The sequence below is a fragment of the Nonomuraea sp. KM90 genome, assembly GCF_052246675.1.
Taxonomy (GTDB): Bacteria; Actinomycetota; Actinomycetes; order Streptosporangiales; family Streptosporangiaceae; genus Nonomuraea.
This window is the reverse complement of the sequence record NZ_JBQQCB010000144.1, coordinates 1-23,615: the sequence shown is the minus strand read 5'-3', so window position 1 is coordinate 23,615 and position 23,615 is coordinate 1. Positions and strand designations below refer to the sequence as shown.

23 protein-coding genes are annotated in these 23,615 nt (G+C 70.6%); 11 read left to right on the top strand and 12 right to left on the bottom strand.

Translation table 11 applies throughout. The annotated features are described in order from the left end of the window. The 9 genes from ACTWPW_RS55270 to ACTWPW_RS55230 all read left to right on the top strand — a co-directional run. Positions 1 to 704, top strand: a 704-nt coding sequence (locus tag ACTWPW_RS55270) for an alpha/beta hydrolase family protein (protein ID WP_443173724.1), incomplete at its 5' end; no start/stop codon positions are given. Positions 705 to 830: 126 nt separating this feature from the next. Continuing rightward, positions 831 to 1,601 (top strand): hypothetical protein, encoded by a 771-nt coding sequence (locus ACTWPW_RS55265; RefSeq protein ID WP_375115968.1) that lies wholly within the window; start codon positions 831 to 833, stop codon positions 1,599 to 1,601. Between the two features lie 199 nt (positions 1,602 to 1,800). Beyond that, a complete protein-coding gene (locus tag ACTWPW_RS55260) occupies positions 1,801 to 2,469 on the top strand; it encodes a hypothetical protein (protein WP_443173723.1) in 669 nt (222 codons plus the stop codon). Between the two features lie 75 nt (positions 2,470 to 2,544). Further along, complete coding sequence (locus tag ACTWPW_RS55255; RefSeq protein ID WP_375115966.1) at positions 2,545 to 3,924, top strand: DUF4331 domain-containing protein; 1,380 nt, start codon at positions 2,545 to 2,547, stop codon at positions 3,922 to 3,924. 25 nt (positions 3,925 to 3,949) lie between these two features. Continuing rightward, positions 3,950 to 5,251, top strand: a complete 1,302-nt coding sequence (locus tag ACTWPW_RS55250; RefSeq protein WP_375115965.1) for a tetratricopeptide repeat protein — start codon at positions 3,950 to 3,952, stop codon at positions 5,249 to 5,251. Beyond that, positions 5,248 to 6,585: a High-affinity nickel-transporter gene (locus ACTWPW_RS55245; RefSeq protein WP_443173722.1), complete on the top strand. Its 1,338-nt coding sequence runs from the start codon at positions 5,248 to 5,250 to the stop codon at positions 6,583 to 6,585. The genes ACTWPW_RS55250 and ACTWPW_RS55245 overlap by 4 nt, the downstream gene beginning before the upstream one ends. A gap of 117 nt (positions 6,586 to 6,702) precedes the next feature. After that, positions 6,703 to 7,140 carry a metalloregulator ArsR/SmtB family transcription factor gene (locus ACTWPW_RS55240; RefSeq protein ID WP_443173721.1) on the top strand — a complete coding sequence of 146 codons (438 nt, stop codon included), beginning with the start codon at positions 6,703 to 6,705 and terminating at the stop codon, positions 7,138 to 7,140. Then, on the top strand, positions 7,137 to 9,233 hold the full coding sequence (locus tag ACTWPW_RS55235; RefSeq protein WP_443173720.1) for a hypothetical protein: 2,097 nt from the start codon (positions 7,137 to 7,139) through the stop codon (positions 9,231 to 9,233). The genes ACTWPW_RS55240 and ACTWPW_RS55235 overlap by 4 nt, the downstream gene beginning before the upstream one ends. Before the next feature lie 434 nt (positions 9,234 to 9,667). Then, the gene (locus ACTWPW_RS55230; RefSeq protein ID WP_375115961.1) at positions 9,668 to 10,060 is read left to right on the top strand and encodes a MerR family transcriptional regulator; all 393 of its coding nucleotides are present in this window, start codon (positions 9,668 to 9,670) and stop codon (positions 10,058 to 10,060) included. Between the two features lie 80 nt (positions 10,061 to 10,140). Here ACTWPW_RS55230 and ACTWPW_RS55225 read toward each other — a convergent pair whose 3' ends face one another. The 10 genes from ACTWPW_RS55225 to ACTWPW_RS55180 all read right to left on the bottom strand — a co-directional run bounded on the left by ACTWPW_RS55225 (position 10,141) and on the right by ACTWPW_RS55180 (position 18,755). After that, positions 10,141 to 10,797, bottom strand: coding sequence for a response regulator transcription factor (locus ACTWPW_RS55225; protein ID WP_375115960.1), 657 nt, complete (start codon positions 10,795 to 10,797; stop codon positions 10,141 to 10,143). Positions 10,798 to 10,884: 87 nt separating this feature from the next. Continuing rightward, positions 10,885 to 11,691, bottom strand: coding sequence for a phosphate ABC transporter ATP-binding protein PstB (pstB, locus tag ACTWPW_RS55220; RefSeq protein WP_364138077.1), 807 nt, complete (start codon positions 11,689 to 11,691; stop codon positions 10,885 to 10,887). A gap of 41 nt (positions 11,692 to 11,732) precedes the next feature. Further along, a complete protein-coding gene (gene pstA, locus ACTWPW_RS55215) occupies positions 11,733 to 12,611 on the bottom strand; it encodes a phosphate ABC transporter permease PstA (RefSeq protein WP_364138075.1) in 879 nt (292 codons plus the stop codon). Beyond that, the gene (gene pstC / locus ACTWPW_RS55210) at positions 12,608 to 13,555 is read right to left on the bottom strand and encodes a phosphate ABC transporter permease subunit PstC (RefSeq protein WP_443173719.1); all 948 of its coding nucleotides are present in this window, start codon (positions 13,553 to 13,555) and stop codon (positions 12,608 to 12,610) included. Before pstC ends, pstA begins: the two co-directional genes overlap by 4 nt. Continuing rightward, complete coding sequence (locus tag ACTWPW_RS55205) at positions 13,552 to 14,550, bottom strand: PstS family phosphate ABC transporter substrate-binding protein (RefSeq protein WP_375115958.1); 999 nt, start codon at positions 14,548 to 14,550, stop codon at positions 13,552 to 13,554. The genes pstC and ACTWPW_RS55205 overlap by 4 nt, the downstream gene beginning before the upstream one ends. Before the next feature lie 305 nt (positions 14,551 to 14,855). Further along, positions 14,856 to 15,596, bottom strand: coding sequence for a cation transporter (locus tag ACTWPW_RS55200; RefSeq protein ID WP_443173718.1), 741 nt, complete (start codon positions 15,594 to 15,596; stop codon positions 14,856 to 14,858). Then, positions 15,593 to 15,997 carry an ArsR/SmtB family transcription factor gene (locus ACTWPW_RS55195; protein ID WP_443173717.1) on the bottom strand — a complete coding sequence of 135 codons (405 nt, stop codon included), beginning with the start codon at positions 15,995 to 15,997 and terminating at the stop codon, positions 15,593 to 15,595. Before ACTWPW_RS55195 ends, ACTWPW_RS55200 begins: the two co-directional genes overlap by 4 nt. A 58-nt stretch (positions 15,998 to 16,055) precedes the next feature. Continuing rightward, positions 16,056 to 16,991 carry a cation diffusion facilitator family transporter gene (locus ACTWPW_RS55190; protein ID WP_443173716.1) on the bottom strand — a complete coding sequence of 312 codons (936 nt, stop codon included), beginning with the start codon at positions 16,989 to 16,991 and terminating at the stop codon, positions 16,056 to 16,058. Then, positions 16,991 to 17,377, bottom strand: coding sequence for an ArsR/SmtB family transcription factor (locus ACTWPW_RS55185; protein ID WP_375115954.1), 387 nt, complete (start codon positions 17,375 to 17,377; stop codon positions 16,991 to 16,993). Before ACTWPW_RS55185 ends, ACTWPW_RS55190 begins: the two co-directional genes overlap by 1 nt. A gap of 76 nt (positions 17,378 to 17,453) precedes the next feature. Then, positions 17,454 to 18,755 carry an aminotransferase class V-fold PLP-dependent enzyme gene (locus ACTWPW_RS55180; RefSeq protein WP_375115953.1) on the bottom strand — a complete coding sequence of 434 codons (1,302 nt, stop codon included), beginning with the start codon at positions 18,753 to 18,755 and terminating at the stop codon, positions 17,454 to 17,456. Positions 18,756 to 19,650: 895 nt separating this feature from the next. Here ACTWPW_RS55180 and ACTWPW_RS55175 point away from each other — a divergent pair. Next, positions 19,651 to 20,805: an extracellular catalytic domain type 1 short-chain-length polyhydroxyalkanoate depolymerase gene (locus ACTWPW_RS55175; protein ID WP_375115952.1), complete on the top strand. Its 1,155-nt coding sequence runs from the start codon at positions 19,651 to 19,653 to the stop codon at positions 20,803 to 20,805. A gap of 118 nt (positions 20,806 to 20,923) precedes the next feature. Further along, positions 20,924 to 22,060, top strand: coding sequence for a hypothetical protein (locus ACTWPW_RS55170; RefSeq protein WP_443173715.1), 1,137 nt, complete (start codon positions 20,924 to 20,926; stop codon positions 22,058 to 22,060). A gap of 51 nt (positions 22,061 to 22,111) precedes the next feature. Here ACTWPW_RS55170 and ACTWPW_RS55165 read toward each other — a convergent pair whose 3' ends face one another. Together ACTWPW_RS55165 and ACTWPW_RS55160 are read right to left on the bottom strand one after the other, a co-directional pair. Continuing rightward, entirely contained in the window at positions 22,112 to 23,320 is a 1,209-nt protein-coding gene (locus ACTWPW_RS55165; RefSeq protein ID WP_375115950.1) for a cytochrome P450, read from the bottom strand. An 11-nt stretch (positions 23,321 to 23,331) separates the two neighbouring features. Further along, positions 23,332 to 23,615, bottom strand: a 284-nt coding sequence (locus ACTWPW_RS55160) for an ABC transporter permease (protein ID WP_443173714.1), incomplete at its 5' end; no start/stop codon positions are given.

The window sequence follows — 23,615 nt, the reverse complement described above, 5'->3', positions numbered from 1 at the left end:
CCCTGGCCGAGGACCTGGCCAGCCGCGGGTACGTCGTGGCCGGCATCGACCACACCTACGAGAGCTACGCCACCACCTTCCCCGACGGGCGGATCGCCGAATGCCTCGCCTGCGACAGCGACTCCGACCCGGGCTTCGGCGCGGGGCTGGTCGCGGGCCGGGCCGCCGACGTCTCCTTCGTGCTCGACCAGCTCCCATCGAAGTGGGACGGCACCGACCGGATCGACCGCGCCCGCATCGCGATGGTCGGCCAGTCGATCGGCGGGGCCAGCGCCATGGCGGCCATGGTGAACGACTCCCGGGTGCGCGCCGGGATCGACATGGACGGCACCACCTACGCCCGGATCCCCAAGAGCGGGCTCTCCCGGCCGTTCATGTTCCTGGGCTCGGCCCGGCACGTCTCCGGAGGCCCCGCCCCCACCTGGGACCGTGACTGGAAACTGCTCACCGGATGGAAGCGCTGGATCGTACTGACCGGCGCGGAACACCAGTCCTTCACCGACGGCCCGCTGCTGGCGGACGCCCTCGGCATCAAGTCCCTCCCCGGCGCTCTGCCCGCGGCGCGCGCCGCCGAGCTCACCCGCACCTACGTGGCCGCCTTCCTCGACCAGCATCTCAAAGCGCGACGGCAGCCCCTCCTGGACAAGCCCTCCGCTCGCAATCCCGAGGCCAGGTTCTGCCCCGCGGCGTGCGGTCAATCCTGAGGCTGTGCGGTGATCGGCATTCCACCGGGCGGAAGCGGAGAGTAGTGCTATAACTACTTTCCGTAATCGTGACGCCAGAGTGACCCTCCGGCGTCATCCCCCCGCTCTCCATGAAGGAGAACAAGCATGCGCTTGACCCGTGCGGCCCTGGCCGCCGGCGGCACCGTGCTGGCCACCGTCCTGCTGTCCACGCAGCCCACTCAAGCCGCCGCCCCCGGACGCGGCTGTCTCGCCGAGGGACAGATCGGCAGCTACCTGTCCAAGGAAGGCAGCGCGAAGGCCACCTTCTCCACCGAGTTCCTCGCCGAGTTGAAGAGGACCGGGATCAGGTTCGAGACGCTGGATCCGATCGAGCTGGTCGACGGCGGCACCGCCGCCTGGATGCCCATCGGCGAACGGTACGACAACATCGAGACCCCCAGCGGGCGGGTCTGCTACCCGGGCGGGTTCCGCTTCGTCAACGACGAGACCGGGGTGACGTACGAGATCGACACCTTCTGGGTGCTGTTCGCGGCCATGGGTGACAGCAAGTTCTTCGCCACCCCGGCCGTCAACGGGCAGCCCCGGCCGGACGGTGAGCTGGCCATGGTCAACTTCAGCGTCCCGCAGGCCCTCACCCCGGGCAACTTCGTCCCGCACAACGGCGGCATCGGTCCGCTCAAGGTCGTCCTGTCCATGGACCGAGGCTGGTCCGCGGACCTCAACAAGGAACTCGGCACGGCCTTCCGCGGCGGCATGCACTGGGCCGACCTGGACATCGCCTGGCAGGGCCCGCCGAGCCGGCCCATCCCGTCCGGCGCCTCGCTCGGCATGCTCGGCCTGAAGACGATGAGCGACGCCATTCGGGGCCACGGCGGCTTCGGCCTGCCCATGCCGGGGCCGCGCGGCATCTTCTGAGCGCAGTCCGCTCGTAGGGCGTCCCGCGCGACGGGGCGCCCTACATCCATGGGCCGACACCCAAGGATCCCCGCGCCGGAATTAGTCCCTGCCGGCCTTGGGAAATCCCTTTACACAACGTGACCTGATCACTACTTTGGGCGAGTCATTGCAGGTCAGAGGCGTTCCGTCGCCTCGGATCGACGAAAGGTCGATTGCTTTGCGTGTTCTTGTCCGCATCGCTCAAACACTCGCGATCGGCGCCGCGGTGTTCGCGGCTGCACCCGTCTCCCCCGCCCACGCCGGACCCTTCCCGCCGCTCCCCGGTGTCCCCGGCGCCCCGTCCGTCGAGCCGCCCAGCGCCTCGTGTTTCAAGTTCCCGTACTTCGGCCCGAAGGGGCACGCGAACTTCGACTTCGGCCACGACATCGTCCGGCTGCTCGACGAGCGCGGCGTGCAGGTGGAAGGCATCGCCCCCATCGAGGCCAAGCCCGGGAACAAGGGCATCTACATGCCCATCGGGTGGAAGCAGGACCACATCGACCCGTGCAACGGCGTCTACTACCCCGGCGGTTTCGTCCTCAACGACGTCAAGAGCGGGCACACGGCCGCCATCCACGACATCTACCTGCGCCCCGACGGGGCACACGCGCAGGTGGAGGTCGACGGGGTGCCTCAGGGCGAGCAGCTCGTGGCCACGTACCGGCTGCACGAGTTCGTCCCGAACGTGCCCACGCCGCGTCCGCTCGAAGGCGGCATCGGGCCCAAGCACTGGCCGTTCTACACCAGCGCGTACCTCAGCCGGACGGTCAGGGACCTGACCGGCATCCCGCTGAACGAGGGCGACTACCTGGCCAACCTCGACGCGGTCGTCCAGTACGTGCCGTAGGCGACGCTCCCTGACCTGAGACCCACCGGGCCGTGCCCGCGGGCACGGCCCGGTACCTCGCGAATCGAGAGACAGATGCAACTGACCAGCGCTCGAGGCCGGTGGGCGTGGATCACCGGCACCTCCGTCGCCGTGCTGACGGCCACCGTACTGCTCGGCCCCACCATGCGTCCGGGCACGGCGACCAGCCACTGGGACGCCCCCGCCACCACCCTGAACAAGCAGATCGACGCCACCGACCTGTACGCCTTCACCAGCCCGGAGCGGCAGGACACGGTCACGATCGTGGCCGGCTACATCCCTTTCCAGGCCCCGCACAAGCCGTACCAGTTCGACACCGACGCCCGCTACGAGGTGCACGTCGACAACACCGGCACCGGCAAGGCCGCCGTCACCTACCGGTGGACGTTCGCCAACAAGGGCCTGCCGGTGCCCTCCTTCATCCGCAAGCGCGAGCACAAGGCCGGCCCGCTGGACTCCCTGGTCGAGCAGAGCTACACGCTGACCAGGGTGCGCGACGGCAAGTCGGAGACCCTGGTCCGCAACGGGTACGTCGCCCCCACCGACATGGGCGCCCCGGCCACGCCCGACTACCCGGCGCTGCGCCGCAAGGCCGTCCTCGACCTGCCCGGCGGGGGCAAGGTGTTCACCGGCACGGCCGCCGATCCGTTCTACTCCGACAACCACGCCGTCAACCTGCTCAGGTTCGGGCTGCCGTTCTTCCCGGTCAAGACCGGCGTGCCAATGAACGTCAGCGCCCTGGCGCTGCAACTGCCCAAGTCGGAGCTAGCGCTCGGCGGCGACCCGGCCCGCAACCCGGTCATCGGCGTCTGGACCACGGCCTCCCGCAGGTCGAGCAGCCTGCTCGGGTCCGGCTCGGCCGACTACAAGCAGGTCTCCCGGCTGGGTAACCCCAACTTCAACGAAGTGATCATCCCGCTCAAGCACCGCGACCGCTTCAACTCCCTGCGGCCGGACGGTGACGAGAGCGGCAACCTCGTCGTGCCGTCCACGCTCGACCCCGACCAGGCCAGGGTCGTCGCCAGGCAGGCGAAGGTCGCGGCGCCGCCGGCCCCGCGCAAGGACCTGGAGCAGATCTACCTCACCGGCCTCACCACGCGGACGGGCGGGCCGATCGGCCTGGACCTCAACTCCCACCAGCTCAACCAGGACGCCTCGCGGGTCGCCAAGGCGGAGGAGCTGCGGCTCAACATGAGCACGCCCGTCGCCACCGCACCCGACAAGTACGGCCTCCTCAAGGGCGACGTCCAGGGCTACCCCAACGGCCGGCGGCTCATCGACGACGTCGTGACCGTCAACCTGCGGATGCTCCTGGGCGAGCCCGCGGGCCGGGGCGCCCCGGGCCTCATCGCCGAGGACAACCCCGCGTTCCTGCTCAAGCCCATCACCGGCAGCTTCCCCTACCTGGCGCTGCCCATCACCGCCACCGGCTGAACCACCACCGAGGACATCCGATCAGATGAGTCGCGTACGGCGATTGCTGCCCCTGCTGGGATGCGTGCTGCTGGGCTGCGTCCTGCTGACCCTGTACGCCCCGGAAGGCGTTCTGCGCCGGGACGAACCGCCTCCCGCGCCGGCGAGCTGGTCACCGTACGACCTGGCCGGATCGATCGAGGCCGCCCAGAGGCGACTGCGCCGTCACCCCGACGACGCGGCGGTCTGGGCGAGCCTCGGCCACATGTACCTGGAGCAGGCCCGCCGCACCACCGACACCGCCTACTACGACAAGGCCAGGGGTGCGTTCGAACGCTCCATGCGCCAGCCCACCGGCGACGGGGAGCCGTACATCGACGCCATGATCGGCATGGGCGCGCTGGCCAACGCCCGGCACGACTTCGCGGGCGCCGTACGCTGGGCCGAGCGGGCCCGGGAGGCCGCGCCGTTCCGCTGGGCACTTTACGGCGTGCTCACCGACGCCTACCTCGAACTCGGCCGGTACGAGCAGGCCGAGACCGCGCTGCGGCGCATGCTCGGCGGCCGCCCCGACCTCGCCTCCTTCACCAGGGCCGCCCGCCTGGAACACCTGCGCGGCAGGCCCGGCCCGGCCCGCGACCTGCTGCACCGCGCCTGCGCGATCCCCGGCGACCCCGCCGAGTACGCCTTCTGCCAGTGGCAGCTCGGCGAGCTGGCCTGGCACAACGGCGACCCGCGCGCCGCGCTCGCCGCCTACACCCAGGCGCTGGCCGCCGATCCCGGTCACCTGCCCTCGCGGGCGGGCAAGGCGCGCGCCGAGGCCGCGCTCGGCCGCATCGACCAGGCGCTGCGCGACTACGCCACCGCCGTGGCCCGCTCCCCGTCCTTCGTCGTCGAATACGGGGAACTGCTGGAGCACCTCGGCGACCGGGACGGGGCCAGGCGGCAGTACGCCGTCTTCACCGCCCAGCACAGGCTGCTGACCGCGAACGGGGACCCCGACAACCTGGCCGTGGGCACGTTCACGGCGAACCACGGCGACCCGGAGGCCGCCGTCAGATACCTGCGCGCGGAGTGGAAACGACGCCAGAGCGTCGAGGTCGCCGACGCGCTCGGCTGGGCGCTGCACCGAGCCGGCCACCACACCGAGGCCGCCACGTACGCCGCCCGCGCCGACGCCCTCGGCGGGCGCAACGCGCTGTTCGCCTACCACCGGGGCGAGATCGAGCACGCCCTCGGGCACACCGCCGCCGCCCGCGCCCACCTGACCCGGGCACTGTCCGTCAACCCGCACTTCGCACCGGCCGGGGCGGCACGGGCACGGGCGCTGCTGGCCGAGACGCCATGATCACTGCAATCGTCGCCACCGTGCTGGCCGCGCACCCGCTGGGCAACTTCAGCGTCAACCACTACGACGGGCTGACGATCCACCGGGACAGGATCGAGCACCTGGCGATCGTGGACAGCGCCGAGATCCCCACCCTGCAACAGCCCCCGACCGGCCCCGCCCACCGCACCTGCACCGAGTTGCGGGACGCCGTCCGCGCGCAGGTCGATGGACGGCCGCTCACCTGGCAGGTCGCCGACGCCTCCTTCGCCTACCAGCCGGGCGCCGCCGGGTTGCGCACCAGCAGGCTCACCTGCCGCCTGACCGCCCCGCTGCGCGTGGACCGGCGGCTCACCCTGACCTTCGCCAACGCCTACCGCGCCGACACCATCGGCTGGCGGGAGATCACGGCCAACGGGGCTGGCGTGCGCCTGCGCGCCTCCACCGTCCCCGCCGACAGCGTGTCCGGCGAGCTCCGCGACTACCCCGCCGACCTGCTCAGCTCGCCGCTCGACGTACGCCGGGCGCGCCTCACGGTGGAGCCGGGCGACGGCACCTCCGCCGCGCCGGCGCAGGTGCCGGGTGCGGACCCCGTCACCCGCTTCACCGGCCTGCTGGCCGACCGGCTCAACACGCTGATCGGCACCGACCGGCTGACCGTGCCGCTCGGGCTGCTGGCGCTGCTGTTGTCGCTGGTGCTGGGGGCCGTGCACGCCGCGATGCCCGGTCACGGCAAAACTGTCATGGCCGCCTATCTCGCCGGGCGGCGGGGGCGGCTGCGGGACGCGATCGCCGTCGCGGCCACGGTCACCGCCACGCACACGGCGGGCGTGCTGGTCCTGGGCGTACTGGTCACGGTGGCCAGCGCGGTCGCCGGTGAGGTGGTGATGGGCTGGCTCGGCGTGGCCAGCGGGGTCCTCATCGCCCTGATCGGCGCCGGCCTGCTCCGCTCCGCCCTCCACCACCGACGCCACCCCGGCCCGGGGCATGGACACGGGCATGGGCACGGGCACGGTCATGGGCACGGTCACGGTCATGGGCACCGTAGGTGGTCGGATGGGGTCGTGGCGCTGGCCATGGCCGGTGGGCTGGTGCCCAGCCCGTCCGCCCTGGTGGTCCTGCTCGGCGCGATGGCGCTGGGGCGCACCGCGTTCGGCGTCCTGACCGTGGTGTGCTATGGGCTCGGCATGGCGCTCACGCTGCTGGTCACGGCGCTCACCCTGCGCAGGCTGGGCGACCTCACCCTGGCCGGTCGGATGCGGCGGCTGCGCCCGTACAGCGCCGCCTTGACCGCCACGTTCGTCCTGCTCGTCGGCACGGGCGTCACCCTGCGCGCGGTGGCCGCCCTCGTGTGAACGCCGCCGGAGGCCCCCCCACCGCGGCCGGTCCCTCTGGCCGCCAACGCGGCAATCGCCCCGCTCGCCTGCCATCGCCTATGATTTCGACAGATGTCGAATTAGAAGAGGAGCCGGATGGCCGCCACCACCACCCCATGCTGCGCGCCGATCGCGCGCGAGCCGCTGTCGGAGACCGACGCGGCCGACCTCGCACTCATGCTCAAGGCGGTCGCCGACCCCGTCCGGCTGCGCCTGCTGTCGATGATCGGCTCCCACGCCGGCGGCGAAGCGTGCGTGTGCGACCTGACCGACGCCTTCGACCTGACCGCCCCCACCATCTCCCACCACCTCAAGGTGCTGCGCACCGCCGGGCTGATCGACGGCGAGCGCCGCGGCACCTGGGTCTACTACCGCATCGTCCCCGAGACGGTGAACCGGCTGGGCGCCCTCTTCACCCCGCTGACCGCGCCCGTGTCCGTGCCCGCCCAGCTGACCGAGCCCGTGTCCGTGCCCGCCCAGCTGACCGAGCCCGCGCCCGCCCGGCCGGTGGACGCCGAACTCCGCACCGCATGACCCGGGCCCAAGCCGATCCCCTGCGTTCGGACCCCGCCTTACGCGACCTCTACTCGGCCGCGCTGACCCGGGCGCTGCACGATCCGGAGATCCGGGACGCGTTCGACTACGTGACGGTGAAGCCGCTGCACATCCGGCTGGAGATGATGGAGCAGGCGGCCGAGGTCTTCGCGGCCGTGGTGGTGCCGGCCGAAGAGCCGGCGGCGCGGCGCGTGCCGATGCCGCGCTTCCCGTTCGTCCTGCTGGCCATCGGTCTGCTGCTGCTCGGCCTGGCCATGGGGAGCTGGCGAGCCCCCGTGCTGATCGGCCTGCCGTCCGTCCTCGTGATCGGCTCGTACCTGGTCCTGGCGCGCGGGCAGGGCTGGTCCAGAGTGCGCGAAGCCCTGCGGTCGTTCCCGTATTCGCCGGTTCGGGCGAAGCTCGTACGGGATCTGGAGGACGGCGAGCTGGCGGCACAGATCCGCCAGCGGATCAACGCCCGCCGCGACCGCTTCGACCCCGTTTTCAACGTGGCGGCGAGTCCCGGGCTGAGCGAGGCGTTCGACAGCGCCTACCATGTGCCGACCCGGGTCGTGGACGAGCTCGACGAACTCCTCGGACGCCTGTCCGGAGCGAGCGTGGGCATCGCGGGACCGCGCGGATCCGGCAAGTCCACGCTGGTCCGGCGCTACTGTGAGGGCTCCATTCCCAGGCCGGGGACCGGAGATCTGCGATTGCTGGTCTCGGCCCCGGTGGAGTACGCCCCGCGCGACTTCGTGCTGCACCTGTTCGCCGCGTTCTGCCGCGCCACGTTGCGGCACCTCGGCCCCGGCCGCCACCGCCGCGTCGGGCTCCGCCAGGCCCTCATCCCGATCACGTACTGGCTGGTGAGCGCGGCCCTCGCCGCCTGGCCCGTGCTCTTCGCCGAGATCGCCGGTGACGTGCTCCTGCGGCTCGTGCTCGTGCCAGGACCGGTGCCGCAGTGGCTGGCCGACGTCGTCGACCGGTACGGCGACAACCTGGCGCCCGAGGCCCCCGGCCAGTGGGCGTCCTACCTCGCCGGGCTCCTCGGACTGGTCCACTTCGCCCTGTCCATCCGCCGCGCCGGGCGCAAGCACGATCCCGCCGACCAGCTCAGGACACGGGCCCGCCGCCATCTGGCGCAGATCCGCTACCTGCAGACGCAGACCACGGGCTGGTCGGGCACGGTCAAACTCCCCGTCTGGGTCGACGCGCAGCTGAGCGGCGGCCGCAGCCTGGCGGAGCAGCCCCTGAGCTATCCGGAGATCGTCTCCGCCTTCCGCTCCTACGTTCAGGACGTGGCCGGGCACCTCCGGCCGGACCACAGCGTGTACATCGGCATCGACGAACTCGACAAGATCGGGTCGGGCGACCGGGCGGAGCGCTTCCTCAACGAGATCAAGGGTATCTTCGGGCTGCCCAACACGTTCTTCATGATCTCGGTGTCCGACGACGCGATGAGCGCCTTCGAACGCCGTGGCCTGCCCTTCCGCGACGCCTTCGACAGCTCCTTCGACGAGATCGTCCGGGTGGGGCCGCTCTCCTACACCGAGTCCGTACGCTTCATCTACCGCCGCGTCGTCGGGCTCACCGAGCCCTATGTCGCCTTCTGCCACTGCCTGTCGGGCGGGCTGTCCCGCGACCTCCTCCGCGCCGCCCGCGCCGTGATCCGCGCCGCGCACGCCCTGCCCGCCGAGACGCTGGCCCCGATCTGCCTCGCCGTCCTCAAGGACGAGGTACGGAAGAAGGCCCGCGCGCTCATGGAGGTCGCGGACGACCTGCCCCCCGATGTCCTCGACCTGCTGCACGACCTGGCGTATCGCCGGTCGGAGCAGACGCCGTCCGAGACCCTGCGGAGCCTTCTGGGCTGCCCCTTGGCCGGCCCCGCCGTCGAATTCGCCGGGTACGCCTACTTCTGCGCGACCCTGGAGGAGATCTTCACCGGCGAGCCGGCTCGGCTGCGCGGCGTCGGGGCCTTCGACGATCTCGCCGCCGCGCGGCACGCCTTCGCCTTCGGCACCGGTCTCGCCTGGCGGACGATCTCCGCCGCGAGGCGCGCATGGGCGCTCAAGCCGTACGAGCTGCCCGCCTGACCGGCTGGGCGGCCGGCTCAGTGGGGACCGGCTCAGTGGGGACCGGCTCAGTGGGGACCGGCTCAGTGGGGACCGGCTCAGTGGGGACCGGCTCAGTGGCTGTCGGACAGCTCTCCGGACAGGGTGGCAGGCAGGGCGGCGGGCAGCGTGTCACCGGCCGGGGCGAGCGGCTGGTGGCGGCGGCGATCGTACGGCACCGGGGATGTCGTCAGGCGGCCGGTTGTGTCAGGGTGGCGGTGTGTCCGGAGCGGGCCTGCGCGGTTCGGCCATCGAAATCTCTACCCTAACGTAAGGGTAGAGATTTGGCGGGTCGGGCGTTCACGCCCGCACCACCGCAACCAGCTGAGCAGTGAGGTCGCACGAAAATGGACGGATCACCGCTTTCCGCCGACGACGGCGAGGTTCCGGCCGCTGCGGGCGGTGGCGGAGATCACATGCACATCGGGCAGGTGGCGGCGCGGACCGAGCTGTCGCTGCGGACCATCCGGCACTACGACGAAGTGGGCCTGGTACGACCCTCGGCACGCAGCCAGGGTGGCTTCCGCCTCTACACCGAGGCCGACGTGGCCCGGCTGATGGTGATCCGCCGGATGAAGCCGCTGGGCTTCACGCTGGAGGAGATGGGCGAGCTGCTGTCCATCACCGACCGGCTCGACCAGGCCGGCGCGGCGGCCCTCGGCGAGGCCGAGCGCGAGCACTTGTCGCGGCGGCTGAGCCGATTCGAGCAGGCCACGCGCGAGCGCTGCGAAGCCTTGCGCACCCAGCTGAGCCGGGCCGAGGAGTTCGCCGCCGACCTGCGGCGACGTGCCGGCCAGCTGGCCACCTGACCGGACGTGCCGGCCGGCTGGCCACCTGACCGGACGTGCCGGCCGGCTGGCCACCTGACCGGTGCTCGCCGTGGACGCGCCTATTCGCGCCCGAGGGGTGGCGGGGCCAGCTCGTCCTCGGCCGCCTGCTCCGGCAGCACGAGCCGGTAGCCGACGCCGCGCACCGTCAGGATGTGCGTCGGCCTCTTCTCGTCGTCGCCGATGCGGCGGCGTAGCCGTTTGATGTGCACGGCGATGGTGTTGTTGGGCGGGGAGACCGTGCTGTGCCACACGTGCCGGCTGATCTCGTGGCGGGTGACCACGCGCCCGGCGTTCTTCATCAGGTAGGCGAGCAGCTCGAACTCGCGCAGCGGGACGTGCACCGGCTCCCCGCATACCCGGACCACGTGGGCCACCTCGTCCAGCTCGACCTCGCCCACCAGCAGCGGCGCGGACGGGTTGGAACTGGCGTTGATCAGCGGAAGCAGCTCCGACGAACGGTAGGGCCTGGCCACGCACGCCGTGGCGCCCGCGTGCAGCGCCCGCATGGCGAGCTCGGCGTCGCCCGGACCGACGCCCACGATGATCGTCATGTCCATCGATCGCCGCAGCGTGGTGATCAGGGTGACCGCCTCGATGCCGGGCAGGTCGGCGCTCAGCAGCAGCACGTCGGGCTGCGCGGCGCCGATGCGCAGCAGCGCCTCGACGCCGTCGGCACAGTGCGTCACCGTCACCCCGTGCGCGGACAGCTCGCTCAACTCGGCGTCCTGGTCGCGCTGTCTCGCTGCCCGCGCAACGGGACGGCGGCTGTTGCACGGCTCATGTGTTCATCGGCTCCGCTCAGTTCAGCCGAAGCGCCCGGTGATGTAGCCCTCGGTTCGCTTGTCGGCGGGGTTGCTGAAGATCCGTGCGGTGGAGTCGAACTCGACGAGGCGCCCGTGCCGCACGCCCTTGTCGTCGACCTCGGCGGTGAAGAAGGCGGTGCGCTCGGACACCCGGGCCGCCTGCTGCATGTTGTGGGTGACGATGACGATCGTGTAGTCCCTGGACAGGACCTGCATGAGGTCCTCGATCTTGGTGGTGGCGATCGGGTCGAGGGCGGAGCAGGGCTCGTCCATCAGGATCACGTCGGGCTTGACCGCGATGGCGCGGGCGATGCACAGGCGCTGCTGCTGGCCGCCGGACAGGGCCAGGGCGTTCTGCTTGAGCTTGTCCTTGACCTCGTCCCACAGGGCCGCCCGGTGCAGCGCCTCCTCCACCACCTCGTCCAGACCCCGGCGCTGGCCGTTGACGCGGGGGCCGTAGGCGATGTTGTCGTAGATGGACTTGGGGAACGGGTTGGGTTTCTGGAAGACCATCCCGATCCGGCGCCGTACCTCGATCGGATCGACGGACTCGCCGTAGAGGTCCTCGGTGTAGTAGGTGATCTTGCCGGCGATGCGGGCGTCCAGGATGAGGTCGTTCATCCGGTTGAGGCAGCGCAGCACCGTGCTCTTGCCGCAGCCGGACGGGCCGATCAGCGCGGTGATCTCGCGGGGCGCGATGCGCATGTTCACGCCGCGCACCGCCTCGTAGTCGCCGTAGAAGACCGACAGGTCCTTCAGCGTGAAGACGGGGTCGAAGATCTCGGGCGGTGGTTCAGAGGGAGCCATGTTCCTCGCTCCGGTCGTCATTTCGGAGGTCATGTAGGAGTTCACCACCGCTTCTGCGAGCGATTGCGGACGAAGATGGCGATGGAGTTCATCGCGATGATCACGATCAGCAGCAGCACGATCGCCGCCGAGGACAGGTCGTGGAACTCGGTACGGGACTGGCTGATCCAGCCGTAGATCTGGATCGGCAGCACGGTGTAGCCGCTGAGCAGGCCGTCGGGGGTGTAGGCCACGTAGGTCAGGCCGCCGAGCAGCAGCAGCGGGGCCGCCTCGCCGGCCGCCCTGGACAGCGCCAGGATGGAGCCGGTGGCCATGCCCGGCACCGCCGAGGGCAGCACCTGCCGCCAGACGGTCTGCCACTTGGTGGCGCCCAGCCCGTAGGAGGCGTTGCGGATCTCACCCGGCACCGCCCGGATCGCCTCGCGCGAAGCGATGATCACGATCGGCAGGACGAGCAGCGACAGCGTGATGGATGCCGTGACGATGGTCGTGCCCAGGCCGAAACCGCGGGCGACGATGCCCAGGCCGAGGATGCCGTAGACGATGGACGGGATGGCGGCCAGGTTGGCGATGTTCAGCTCGATCAGCCGGTTGTACCAGCGGCGGTGGTCGGCGTACTCCTCCAGGTAGATCGCGCCGAGGACGCCCACCGGCAGGCAGATCACCGCGGTCAGCCCGATCACCCACAGGCTGCCGAACAACGCGGACTTGGCGCCCGCCCGCTCGGGGCGGCGGATGGAGGGGAAGTTCTCCCACAACCTCGCGTCCAGCCGCGACCAGCCCTTGTAGACGACGTAGACCAGCAGCGTCACCAGGAACGCCACCGCGACGGCCAGGCACAACCGCAGCAGCATCTTGAAGGCGATGTCGCCCCAGGGGACGCGCCGGCGGACGAGCAGTCGCTCCTGTGTGACGGTCATTCGTACACCTCCCGGAAGCGGCGCACCAGGCGGGCGCTGATGAAGTTCATCGCGAACGTGATGAGGAACAGCAGGGCACCGACGGCGAAGATGGTCTTGTAGTCCAGCGATGCCGTCGGCAGGTCACCCGAGCCGGCCTGGGCGATGAAGCCGGTCATCGTCTGCATGGCGTCGAGCGGGTTGAACGACAGTGCCGGCTTGTTGCCCGACGCGATCGCCACGATCATGGTCTCGCCGATCGCGCGCGAGATGGCCAGCACGAACGAGGCCACCACGCCCGACAGCGCGGCCGGCAGCACTACGCGCACGGCCACCAGCCTGGTCGACGACCCCAGCGCGTAGGCGCCGTCGCGCAGGCCGCGGGGCACCGCCGACATGGCGTCCTCCGACAGCGACGCCACGGTCGGCACGATCATGACGCCCATCACCAGGCCCGCGGAAAGGGCGTTGAAGATGTCCGGCTGCAGGCCGGCCGGCAGGTAGGTCTGCAGGGCGGGGGTGACGAAACGCAGGGCGAAGAAGCCGTACACGACGGTCGGGACGCCCGCGAGGACCTCCAGGACCGGCTTGAAGATCTTGCGGGTGCGGGCGTGGGCGTACTCGCTCAGATACAGCGCGGCGCCCAGGCCGAGCGGGATCGCCACCACGATGGCGATCACGGTGATCAGGAACGTCGCGGCGACCAGCGGCAGCACGCCGTACGCGGGCGGCTCGAACAGCGGCGCCCACTGCGTGCTGGTGAAGAACTCCGCGAAGCCCACCGCCTCGAAGAACTCGACCGTGGGCGGCACCAGCGAGACCACGATGCCCGCCGTCGTGGCCACCGACACCAGCGCGGCGGCCACCAGCACGACCTGGACCGTGCGTTCCCCGTAGCGCGAGCGCGCCCTCCCCAGCGGCCCCTTCGGAGCGGCCGGGGAGGACGCGGTGCCGGTCGGGCTCATCCGCCGGCCTGGGCCTTCAGCTTGTCCAGAGCGGCCTTCAGCTCCGTCTCCTGCTGGGCGTTCAGCGGGATGAACTTGGCGTCCTCGGCGATCTCCTTGTGGTTGGCCACGTAGTACTCGACGAAGGCGAGCACCTCGGGCCGCTTCAGCGACTCGGCCTTGGGGTAGATGAACAGCGGCCGCGACAGCGGCTTGTAGGTGCCGTCCTGCGCCGCCTGCACGCTAGGGCCGACGCAGCCGTCGCCGCCGTCGACCTGCACGGCCTTGAGCTTGTCGGCGTTCTCCTCGAAGTAGGAGAAGCCGAAGTAGCCCAGCCCGCCCTTGGAGCCGGCCACGCCTTGGACGGTGACGTTGTCGTCCTCGCTGGGGCTGTAGTCGGTGCGGCTCTTGCCCTCCTCACCGTTGATGACGTCGGTGAAGTAGTCGAAGGTGCCCGAGTCGGTGCCCGCGCCGAAGAGCTTGAGCGGCTCGTTCGGGAACTTGGAGTCGATCTGGTTCCAGTTGTTCACCTTCGAGCCGGGCTCCCACATCTTCTTCAGCTGGTCGACGGTCAGGCAGGTGGCCCAGGTGTTGTCCTTGTGCACCACGACGGTCAGCGCGTCGTTGGCCACCGAGAACTCCTCATAGGCGATGTTCTTGGCCTGGCAGGCCGCCTTCTCCTCGTCCTTGATCGGACGTGAGGCGTTGGAGATGTCGGTCTCGCCGTTGCAGAACTTCTCGAAACCGCCGCCGGTGCCGGAGGTGCCGACCGTGACCCGTACCTTGGCCTGCTGCTCGGCGAACAACTCGGCCGCCGCTGTGGACAAGGGCGCCACCGTGGAGGAGCCATCGACCTTCACGTCGCCGGCCAGCTCCTTCGCCGCCGTGGCGCCGCCGGTCGCCTCGCCACCGGTGGTCGTGCCCGGGTTCTGGTTGTTGCCGCCGCAGGCCGCCAGCGCGACAGCGCACACCGCCACCGCAAGCAAGGCACGCGCCATCCGCACTCGATCTTTCACGATCTATCCCTTTTCCTCGGATAAAGGCCCGGCCCCGACCAGGCTCCCGTCACCCATGCATAGAAGTCCGCCTATGTGAACAACCGGCAAACACCGGCTGATCGGCCGATAAATTCATCGATCGACATCAATGCGTCACCCGCACGCGACGGCACCGGCACGCCGATCCAGGGAGGCCGGGGAAGCCGAGGAGGCCGGGGAAGCCGAGGAGGCCGGGGCGCTGCTCGCACCCGCTGTCGAGTGCGCTTCGCGGTGCGGAGCCGAGGGGCCGCGTCACCGAGGTCGCGGCGGGGGCGGCGGGCCGTTCAGCGTGGTGCGTGGCCCGGGCTTCGACGGGTGTCGTCGCCGGTCGTGCAGCACCCGTCCGAGCAGCACCCGTCCGAGCAGCCGTCGGCGGTGCCGGTCCCGGTGAGGGAGCCGAGCGCGGGCGTGGCGCAGCAGGCGTCCCCGCGCCAGGCCTCGCGGCCCTCCTTGACCGCGACGGCGGCGATGACCAGGGCGGCGATCGGGTCGGCCCAGGACCAGCCGAACAGGCTGTTGAGTGCGAGCCCGACCAGCAGGACGGCCGACAGGTACGTGCACAGCAGCGTCTGCTTGGAGTCGGCCACCGCCGAGGCCGAGCCGAGTTCCCGGCCGGCGCGGCGCTGGGCGTACGACAGGAACGGCATGACGACCAGGGACAGGGCCGCCAGGATCAGGCCGGGGATCGAGGGTTCGGCCTCCCCGGCGCCGAGCAGGGCGCGTACGGCGTCGAAGGTGACGTACGCGGCGAGGGCGAAGAAGGAGATCGCGATGACGCGCAGCGCGGCCTTCTCGCGGCGCTCGTGGTCGGCGGCGGAGAACTGCCAGGCCACCGCCGCGGCCGAGGCGACCTCGACGATGGAGTCGAGGCCGAACCCGATCAACGCCGCGGACGAGGCGATGGAGCCCGCGGTGATGGCGACGGCCGCCTCGATGACGTTGTAGGTGATGGTGGCGGCGACCAGGAGCCGGACGCGGCGCCGCAGCAGAGCCCGGCGGACCGCGGACAGGTCCGGGGAGGTCATGGTGCCGCCTTTTCCGCCAGGGGTTCGATGCGATCGCCGCTCGCCGGGCCCGGCGCGGGGCGGAGCGTCACCGCATGACCGGTGGCCGCCAGGAGTTGCTCGGCGGAGGCGAGCAGGTCCATCAGTTCGGGACGGGTGAGGGAGTAGAACGACTGGCGGCCTTCGGCGCGGTAGGCGACCAGGTCGCAGTCGCGCAGGCACGCCAGGTGTTTCGAGACCGTGGACTGCGCGAGGCCGAGCTCCGCGGTGAGGTCGACCACGCGCGCCTCGCCCCGGGCCAAGCGCCGCACGATACGGAGCCGGGTCTCGTCGGCCAGGGAGTGGAACAACGCCGCCGCCGGCGTGATGCCGGCGGCAATGTCGGCGGTCACGCAACGGCCGCCCACCTCATCGATCGTCATATGGCGATGATATCCCGAATCGGGCATGTGATGGCAAGATGCGCCTCCCTGGCCCGGGTCACCAGCCGAGTTCGTCGCAGCCCCGGTGGTCGGCCGGCTCGACCTGCAAGGTGGCGTGGGCGATGTGGTGGCGGCTGCTGAGCAGGTCGCGGGCCTGGTCCAGGACGGCGTGGTTGTCGCTCTCGTCGGCGGTGACGAGGTGGGCGGTGGCGACGTTCATGCCGGAGGTCAGCGTCCACAGGTGCAGGTCGTGCACGTCGCGTACGCCCTCGATCGCGGCCAGGTCGGCGGCGACGGCGGCGGCGTCGATGCCTTCGGGGACGTGCTGGCCGAGCACGGCGAAGACCTGCCGGCCGAGCGAAACGGCGCGTACGGCGACGAAGACGCCGATGACCAGGGCGATGAGGGTGTCCCAGTACGCCTGCCCGGTCGCGGCCACCAGCCAACCGGCGACGATGACGCCCACCGAGCCGGCCGTGTCGGCGACGACCTCCAGGTAGGCGCCCTTGACGTTGAGGCTCTCGCTCGCCCCGGCACGCAGCAGGAGCAGCGCGACGAGGTTGACGGCCAGGCCGATGGCACCGACGACGAGCATCGGCCCAGAGGAGACCTCGGCGGGACCGCCGAGGCGCCCGATGGCCTCGATGACGACGTACAGGGAGACACCGAGCATCAGCACGACGGCGAGCAGGGAGGCGAACACCTCGGCGCGGTAGGAGCCGTAGCTGCGCCGGCCGGTGGTGTCGGGGCGGGTGGCGATCCGGGTGGCGACCAGCGCGGCGCCGAGGGTGACGACGTCGGCGGCCATGTGTCCGGCGTCCGACAGCAGCGCCAGCGAGCCCGAGATGAGCCCGAAGGCGAGCTCGACGACGAAGAACGCGCCGATCAGCGCGAAGGAGACCGCCAGCCGCCAGCGGTGGCGGGCGCCCGCGTGCCCATGACCCTGCCCATGACCGTGTCCATGACCCTGCCCATGACCGTGCCCGGCACCCATCACGAGCTCCCGTCGCGCTCGGGGTGGATGGCTTCGGTGTGCTCGGTGTGCGCGAGCGCCAGGTCGAGCAGCATCCGCACGTGCGGGTCCGCCAGCCGGTAGTACGCCATCCGCCCGGAACGGCGGGCGGCCACGATGCGATGCGCGCGCAGCAGCCGCAGGGCATGGGAGACGGCAGATTCGCTCTGCCCGGTCACCGCCGCCAGGTCGCACACGCACAGCTCGCCGTCCAGCAGCGCGACCAGGAGCCGCAGCCGGTTGGGGTCGGACAGCAGGCCGAAGACGTCGGCGGTGTCGGCCAGGTCGTCGGCGGCGGGCATCCGCTCGCGCACGGCGACCACTCGATCGGCGTCGACCACCTTGACGCTGCAACCGTCGATCGCCAACGCACCAACATCTGAAGATCTCTTCATATGTGCAAGATAGACGATGGTCGAGCGAGCCTGTCAAGAGCGGCTCGCGTCAGCGGCGGAGGAACCGGCCGCGGATGTCACGCAGCGCGAGCGCCAGCCGGTCCACCTCACCGGCAGAGGTGAACAGGGCCGGCGTGACCCGGACGGCGCCGCCGCCTTTCATTCCGGTACGGCTGACGGTGAAGACGCGGTGCCTGGTCATGAGGTGGTCGGCGATGGCGAGGTTGTCGGCCTCGGTGGTCCGGCCGTCCAGCCGGAAGGCGGTGATGGCGCCGTACATGTCGGGCTCGTCCGGCGTGAGGATCCGGAAGCCGCCCAGCTCGCGCGCCTGCCGCACCCAGCGGTCCCGCAGGTGGCGCAGCCGCGCCTGCTTGACCTTCGCTCCCAGCGTCTCGTGGAAGTCCAGAGCGGCGTCCACGGTCAGGAACGGGGCGACGTTCATGGTGCCGGAGTGCACGCGGGAGCGGATGTCGGAGGCCGGATAGCTCTCGTCGGCGTAGAGGGGATCGATGTCGGCCAGGCGGCCGTCGCGGATGTAGAGGAAGCCGGCGCCCAGGGGCACGCCCATCCACTTGTGCAAGGAGAAGATCGCGAAGTCCGCGTCGAGATCGGCGAGGGTGAAGTCGAGCTGGCCCCAGGAATGAGCGGCGTCCACGATCACGTCGACGCCCCGGCGGCGGGCCATGGCGACGATCTCGCGGACCGGCGCGACCAGGCCGGTCCGGTTGTTCATGTGGCTGAGCAGCAGCAGCCGCACCTTCGGATGCCGCCGCAGCGCGCGCTCGTAGGTGTCGAGCACCGCCTGGCGGGTGGCGGGTTCGGGGATGACGACGCGCTCGACATGGACGCCTCGGCGGGCTTTAAGCCAGTTCATGGCATATTGAGCGCTGTGGTAGTCGAGGTCGGCGTACATGACGGCGTCGCCGGCGCGCAGGCGGCGGTAGCCGGAGATGAGGTTCTGCAGGGCCTCGGTGCCGCCCCTGGTCAGCGCGATCTCGTTCCGGGTGACCCCGAGCAGGGCGGCGATGCGCTCGCGGACCCTGTCGGCGCCCGGCCTGTAGACGGTACGCAGCAGGTGCGAGCTGCGCTCGTTGAGGAGGTCGACATTGCGGTGGTACGCCCGCCGTACCGGGTCCGGCATGATCCCGTAGTAGCCGTTCTCCAGGTTGACGAAGTCGGGGCTCACCCGGAACTGCCTGGCGACCGTGCTCCAGAAGCGCTCGTCCCGGGCCAGCCGCTCGGGGGTGACGCCCTGCGGAACGGCGAACGTCCCGGCCTCGACCGGCCGGGCCACGGCACCGGCGGCCAGCGCGCCGAGCCCGGCGACGATCCGGCGCCTGGAGACGGCCATTCGAACACTCCCCCTGAGAGCAACGGGCACGGAGGCAAGTGTGGCCGATATTCTCGTACGGGCCTGATATTTCCCCGCGCCGACCCGAATGCCGGGACCTGGCCTTACCGGAATCTTTGCCTGTCCGGATCAGTCGCCTGAGGACCGGGTCCTCCCGTTCGGCGACGGCTGGTTCCCGCGGTGCGACGGGCTCGCGGACGCCCGCCACCGCCGGCCTCGACCGCTGCCTGCTCCTGCTCCTGCTCCGGCCGGCTCCGAGCCGCGACTGCTCGCCCGGCTCGACGAGTGGGCACCGCTCGCGTCCGAGTGGCAACGGGTCACGTGAGCGACGTGATCCGTACGATCGGCGTCCGGCTGCGTAGCTGGACGAAGTGGGAGGAAGGGCTGCCCCGGCTCATCCGCTGGGACGCCTCGGCCCGCCGCGTCGAGGAGGTGCCGCTGCCGGCGGCGCCGACCGTGACGCAGGTCCTGGAGGACGCGATCGGACCGCTGGACGACCCGGAGGCGCGGGGTTACCGGAAGGTGGCCCCCGCCACCTATGAGATCGCCGAAGGGCTCGGGTACTTCCCTCGGAGGTCGGCCTCGACCGTGCCGACCGGTTCCCTGCCGGCACCCGCCGCTTCCGCAGCGTCATCGCGATCACGGAGCTCGACCACGTCGCGCGCCACTGGACCGCGGGGCGCTGGGATGTCGAGCACGACGAGATGCTGGACGTCCTCACCGAGAGCTGGTTCGGCACGATCGGGCGCCACTGACCCGCGCAGGCGATGGCACGACCCGCCCTGGCGCAGGGGCGCACACATGCCGGACCCCGGAAAACCGGGCTCGTGACACATATCAGTCGGATCCCGCAAAACATACGGTCACCGGCAAGTACCTCACTCAGGAGTCAACCATGAATGCACTCCTCAGCCGCGCCGTGACCGCGCTCCTCCTCGCCCTCGCCCTCATCGCCGCACCGGCCGTCTCCCAGGCGGCCACCCTCACCAGAGTCACCGGCTTCGGCTCGAACCCCGGCGCACTCAACATGTGGGCCTACGTCCCCGACAACCTCCCGCCCCGCTCCCCCGCCGTCGTGGCCCTGCACGGCTGCACCCAGAACGCGAACGCCTACTACACCAGCTCGGGCTGGCGGAAGTTCGCCGACCAGCACGCCTTCGCCCTGATCTTCCCGGAGGCGACGACAGCGCCCTCGAACTGCTTCCAGTGGTTCCAGGAGGGCGACATCAGACGCGGCCAGGGCGAGGCGCTGTCCATCGCCCAGATGGTGACGCACGCGACCTCGGCCTACAACCTGGACCCGGCCCGCATCTCCATCACCGGCCTGTCCGCGGGCGGCGCGATGACCGCCGTCATGATCGCCACGTACCCCGACCTCTTCCACGCCGCCTCGATCGTCGCCGGCCTCCCCTACCGGTGTTCGCCGCCCGCCTCCACCACCACCTGCATGCTCGGCCCGGTGGCCAAGACGCCGGCCGACTGGGGCTCGTCGGTCCGCGCGGCCCACCCCGGCTACACCGGCCCCCGGCCCAAGGTGGCGATCTGGCACGGCCAGGCCGACTACACGGTCAACAAGGCCAACGGCGACGAGCTGCGCGACCAGTTCACCAACGTCCTCGGGCTCTCCCAGACCCCGGCCTCGACCACGGGCCTGCCCGGCGGCACCACCCTGGAGACGTACGGCGCGGACGCGCTGCGCTACTACAAGATCTCCGGAATGGGCCACGGCACCCCGGTGGATCCGGGCAACGCGGCCGACCAGTGCGGCACGGCGGGCGCGTACTTCCTGGACACCATCTGCTCGGCTTACCACGACGCCCGCTTCTTCGGTCTGGCCACCGGCACCCCGAATCCGACGGTCACCCCCACGCCACCGGGGCAGTGCTTCACCGCCAGCAACTACGCCCACACCCAGGCGGGCCGCGCCCACCAATCCGCGGGCTACGCCTACGCCAACGGCTCCAACCAGCCGATGGGCCTGTGGAACACGTTCGTGATCACCACGCTCAAGCAGACCGGGCCGGCCTATTTCGAGGTGTCCTCCTGCTGACCGGAAGCGATTCCGGACCGTGGATCACGGTTTCCGATCTGTGGGACCCTGGAATGGCGCGTGGATGCAGGTCCAGGAAGCCGTAGGAGCACGGCCCGAAGAAGGAAACGGCACCGCCATGGACGTCATGAAGCAGGCCGGGGCCCTCAAGGAGCGGCTGGTCGACTTCGCTCTGTCACCCCGGTTCGCCCGCGAGCTCGACGAAGCCTTCGAGCGGAGCCATCCCGACGTCCTCGCCGACAGCGAGGTGGCCACGAGCATGATCGTCGACCACTTCGTCCTGCAGCAGCGGCTGGCCTCCGGTGACACGGTCATCGACCGCTTCCTGCGGGCTCACCCCGATCTGAGCCCGCAGGAGCGGGAGATGCTCCTCGGCTGGAAGGACGTGGTCGAAGGCGTCTTCGAGGTCAAGGAGAAGGACCGGGACGCCGTGATCCTGTTCAACCTCGTGGACGAGCTCACCTATCGTGCCCGGTCCAACATGGGCGAGTCCGCCTTCCGTACGGTGGGCAAGGGCATGTTCCTCATCTGCCGCCTGGTGCCGCTCGGCGCGGACTGGCTGGTCAGCGCGCACATCAGCCTCTTCCCCGCCGAGGCTCGTGACGAGCTGCTCATCCAGGCCGCGGAGGTCGCCCTGCGCAACCCCGAGCTGGTCTTCCGCAACCCGGACAAGCTCGCCGCCGCCCGCCGGATGCTCGCCGAGCAGCGAGAAGTCTTCATCGAGATGTACGGCGCCGAATACATCGTGGTCCCGGGAGAGGAGGTGCCCTCGCAATATGACGCCTTCATGCGAGCGTGCATGGACCGGGCCCAGCCCGGCAACACCTTCCCTTCACCCAGCCTCACCTACTTCGACGAGATGCCGGACGCCGAGACGGTGGCCATCCACTTCGACCCGGAAACAGGCATCAGCTTCTACCTCGACTTCGGCCTGCTCCAGGAGCTCTTCGCCACCCCGAGCCTGATCAACCGGCGCCGCTACCGCGAGACCCTGACGTCCTATCTGCGCGGCGACGACATCTCCCCCGCGGCCATCAGGCTGCTGGCCGACCCCGACCCGGACAACGCCGGCGTGGTCTTCGGCAAGCTCCTCAAGAAGAAGAACTTCTCCTGGCCCGAGCACGGGGAGTCGCTGCTGCGCCGGTACAAGGCCCGCTACTTCGAGACTCCCCGGCTGCCCACCACCATCCCGGTCAGCGAGACGATGGCCGAGCACCTGCGCAGCTTTCCCCCTGACGGGCCATCGGAGCCGTGACCCCTCCGCAGGGCCACCGGTCACCCGCGCCGGTGCCGCCACGGCCGGCGGTCAGGCGTCCCAGGTGACCGGGAGGCTCTTGACGCCGTAGATGTCGGCGGTCTCCGGGCGCAGGGCGACCTCTTCGGCCGGTACGGCCAGGCGCAGCGTGGGGAAGCGGGCGATCAGGGCGGAGAAGGCGACCCGCATCTCGACGCGGGCCAGCTGCTGGCCCAGGCACTGGTGGATGCCGTGGCTGAAGGCCAGGTGCCCCCCGTCCTGCCTGCGCAGGTCGAGCATGTGGGGGTCGGAGAAGCGCTCGGGGTCGCGGTTGGCGGTGTTGAGGGACATCACGACCATCGAGCCGGCCTTGATGGTCTGGCCGCCCAGCTCGACGTCCTCCAGCGCGGTTCTGTAGAAGGTCTTGGCGACGCTCAGGTACCGCAGCAGCTCCTCGACGGCGTTGTCGGTGAGCGAGGGATCGGCGCGCAGCTCGGCGAGCTGCGCCGGGTTCCGCAGCAGGGCGAAGGTGCCCAGCGCGAGCATGTTGGCGGTGGTGTCGAGCCCGGCCGCGAGCAGGATCAGGGCGATGCCCTTCAGTTCCTCGTCGGTCAGGTCGCTGTCGGTGAGCTCGCTGAGGATGTCGTCGGTGGGGTCGGCGCGCTTGGCGGCCACCAGCCGCGCGAGGTAGTCCTGGACCGCGGTGTAGGCCGCCATCAGGTCCTCGTCGCTGGTCTCGCCGCTCATGAACGTGTCGACCTGCTCCTGGAAGGAGCCCCGGTCCTCGTACGGCACGCCCAGCAGCTCGCAGATCATGATGGCCGGGATGGGCTTGGCGAACGCGGTCACCAGGTCCGCCGTCGGCCCGGCCTTCTCCATGGCGTCCAGGTGCTCGGCGGTGACCTGCTCGACGCGCTCGGTGAGCAGCCGCATCCGGCGGACGGTGAACTTGCCGACCAGCGGCTTGCGGTAGCGGCCGTGCTGCGGCTCGTCCATCAGCAGGAACTCCCCGGGCGGCGCCGGAGGCATCTCGACGCCGGTCAGGTCCATGGCCCAGTGGTGGCGGATGAGCTCCTTGCGGGAGCTGAAGCGCGGGTCGGCCAGCACCTGCCGGACCAGGTCGTAGCCGGTGACCAGCCAGCCCTGGTGCCCGTCGGGGAAGGGGAAGCGGCTGATCGGGCCGTGCTCGCGGGCCTCGATGAGCTCCTTGGGCGGGTCGAAGGGGCAGCCGGGCTGACGCTCGGTCGGCATCGTGGTGATGGTGTGGAGGGAGTCGGTCATGATCCTGCCTTTCAGGAGATCTTGCGGCGGTAGGTGGTCATGGCGAAGGCGTAGGCGACGGCGAGGATGCCGACGCACCAGGCCAGGGCGATCCAGATGTCGTTGCCGACCGGCTGCTCGGCGAACAGGGCGCGGACGGCGTTGACGATAGAGGTCACCGGCTGGTGTTCGGCGAAGACGCGCAGCGGGCCGGGCATGGTGTCGGTGGGCACGAAGGCCGAGCTGAGGAAGGGCAGGAAGATGAGCGGGTAGGAGAACGCGCTCGCCCCCTCCATGGTCTTGGCCGACAGGCCGG

What these genes read in the sequence shown, in the direction of transcription:
- ACTWPW_RS55265 (WP_375115968.1), top strand. Translation starts at nt 831, where the DNA reads ATGCGCTTGACCCGTGCGGCCCTGGCCGCCGGCGGCACCGTGCTGGCC.
- ACTWPW_RS55255 (WP_375115966.1), top strand. Translation starts at nt 2,545, where the DNA reads ATGCAACTGACCAGCGCTCGAGGCCGGTGGGCGTGGATCACCGGCACC.
- ACTWPW_RS55250 (WP_375115965.1), top strand. Translation starts at nt 3,950, where the DNA reads ATGAGTCGCGTACGGCGATTGCTGCCCCTGCTGGGATGCGTGCTGCTG.
- ACTWPW_RS55245 (WP_443173722.1), top strand. Translation starts at nt 5,248, where the DNA reads ATGATCACTGCAATCGTCGCCACCGTGCTGGCCGCGCACCCGCTGGGC.
- ACTWPW_RS55240 (WP_443173721.1), top strand. Translation starts at nt 6,703, where the DNA reads ATGGCCGCCACCACCACCCCATGCTGCGCGCCGATCGCGCGCGAGCCG.
- ACTWPW_RS55235 (WP_443173720.1), top strand. Translation starts at nt 7,137, where the DNA reads ATGACCCGGGCCCAAGCCGATCCCCTGCGTTCGGACCCCGCCTTACGC.
- ACTWPW_RS55230 (WP_375115961.1), top strand. Translation starts at nt 9,668, where the DNA reads ATGCACATCGGGCAGGTGGCGGCGCGGACCGAGCTGTCGCTGCGGACC.
- pstB (WP_364138077.1), bottom strand. Translation starts at nt 11,691, where the DNA reads ATGGCTCCCTCTGAACCACCGCCCGAGATCTTCGACCCCGTCTTCACG.
- pstA (WP_364138075.1), bottom strand. Translation starts at nt 12,611, where the DNA reads ATGACCGTCACACAGGAGCGACTGCTCGTCCGCCGGCGCGTCCCCTGG.
- pstC (WP_443173719.1), bottom strand. Translation starts at nt 13,555, where the DNA reads ATGAGCCCGACCGGCACCGCGTCCTCCCCGGCCGCTCCGAAGGGGCCG.
- ACTWPW_RS55200 (WP_443173718.1), bottom strand. Translation starts at nt 15,596, where the DNA reads ATGACCTCCCCGGACCTGTCCGCGGTCCGCCGGGCTCTGCTGCGGCGC.
- ACTWPW_RS55195 (WP_443173717.1), bottom strand. Translation starts at nt 15,997, where the DNA reads ATGACGATCGATGAGGTGGGCGGCCGTTGCGTGACCGCCGACATTGCC.
- ACTWPW_RS55190 (WP_443173716.1), bottom strand. Translation starts at nt 16,991, where the DNA reads ATGGGTGCCGGGCACGGTCATGGGCAGGGTCATGGACACGGTCATGGG.
- ACTWPW_RS55180 (WP_375115953.1), bottom strand. Translation starts at nt 18,755, where the DNA reads ATGGCCGTCTCCAGGCGCCGGATCGTCGCCGGGCTCGGCGCGCTGGCC.
- ACTWPW_RS55175 (WP_375115952.1), top strand. Translation starts at nt 19,651, where the DNA reads ATGAATGCACTCCTCAGCCGCGCCGTGACCGCGCTCCTCCTCGCCCTC.
- ACTWPW_RS55170 (WP_443173715.1), top strand. Translation starts at nt 20,924, where the DNA reads ATGGACGTCATGAAGCAGGCCGGGGCCCTCAAGGAGCGGCTGGTCGAC.
- ACTWPW_RS55165 (WP_375115950.1), bottom strand. Translation starts at nt 23,320, where the DNA reads ATGACCGACTCCCTCCACACCATCACCACGATGCCGACCGAGCGTCAG.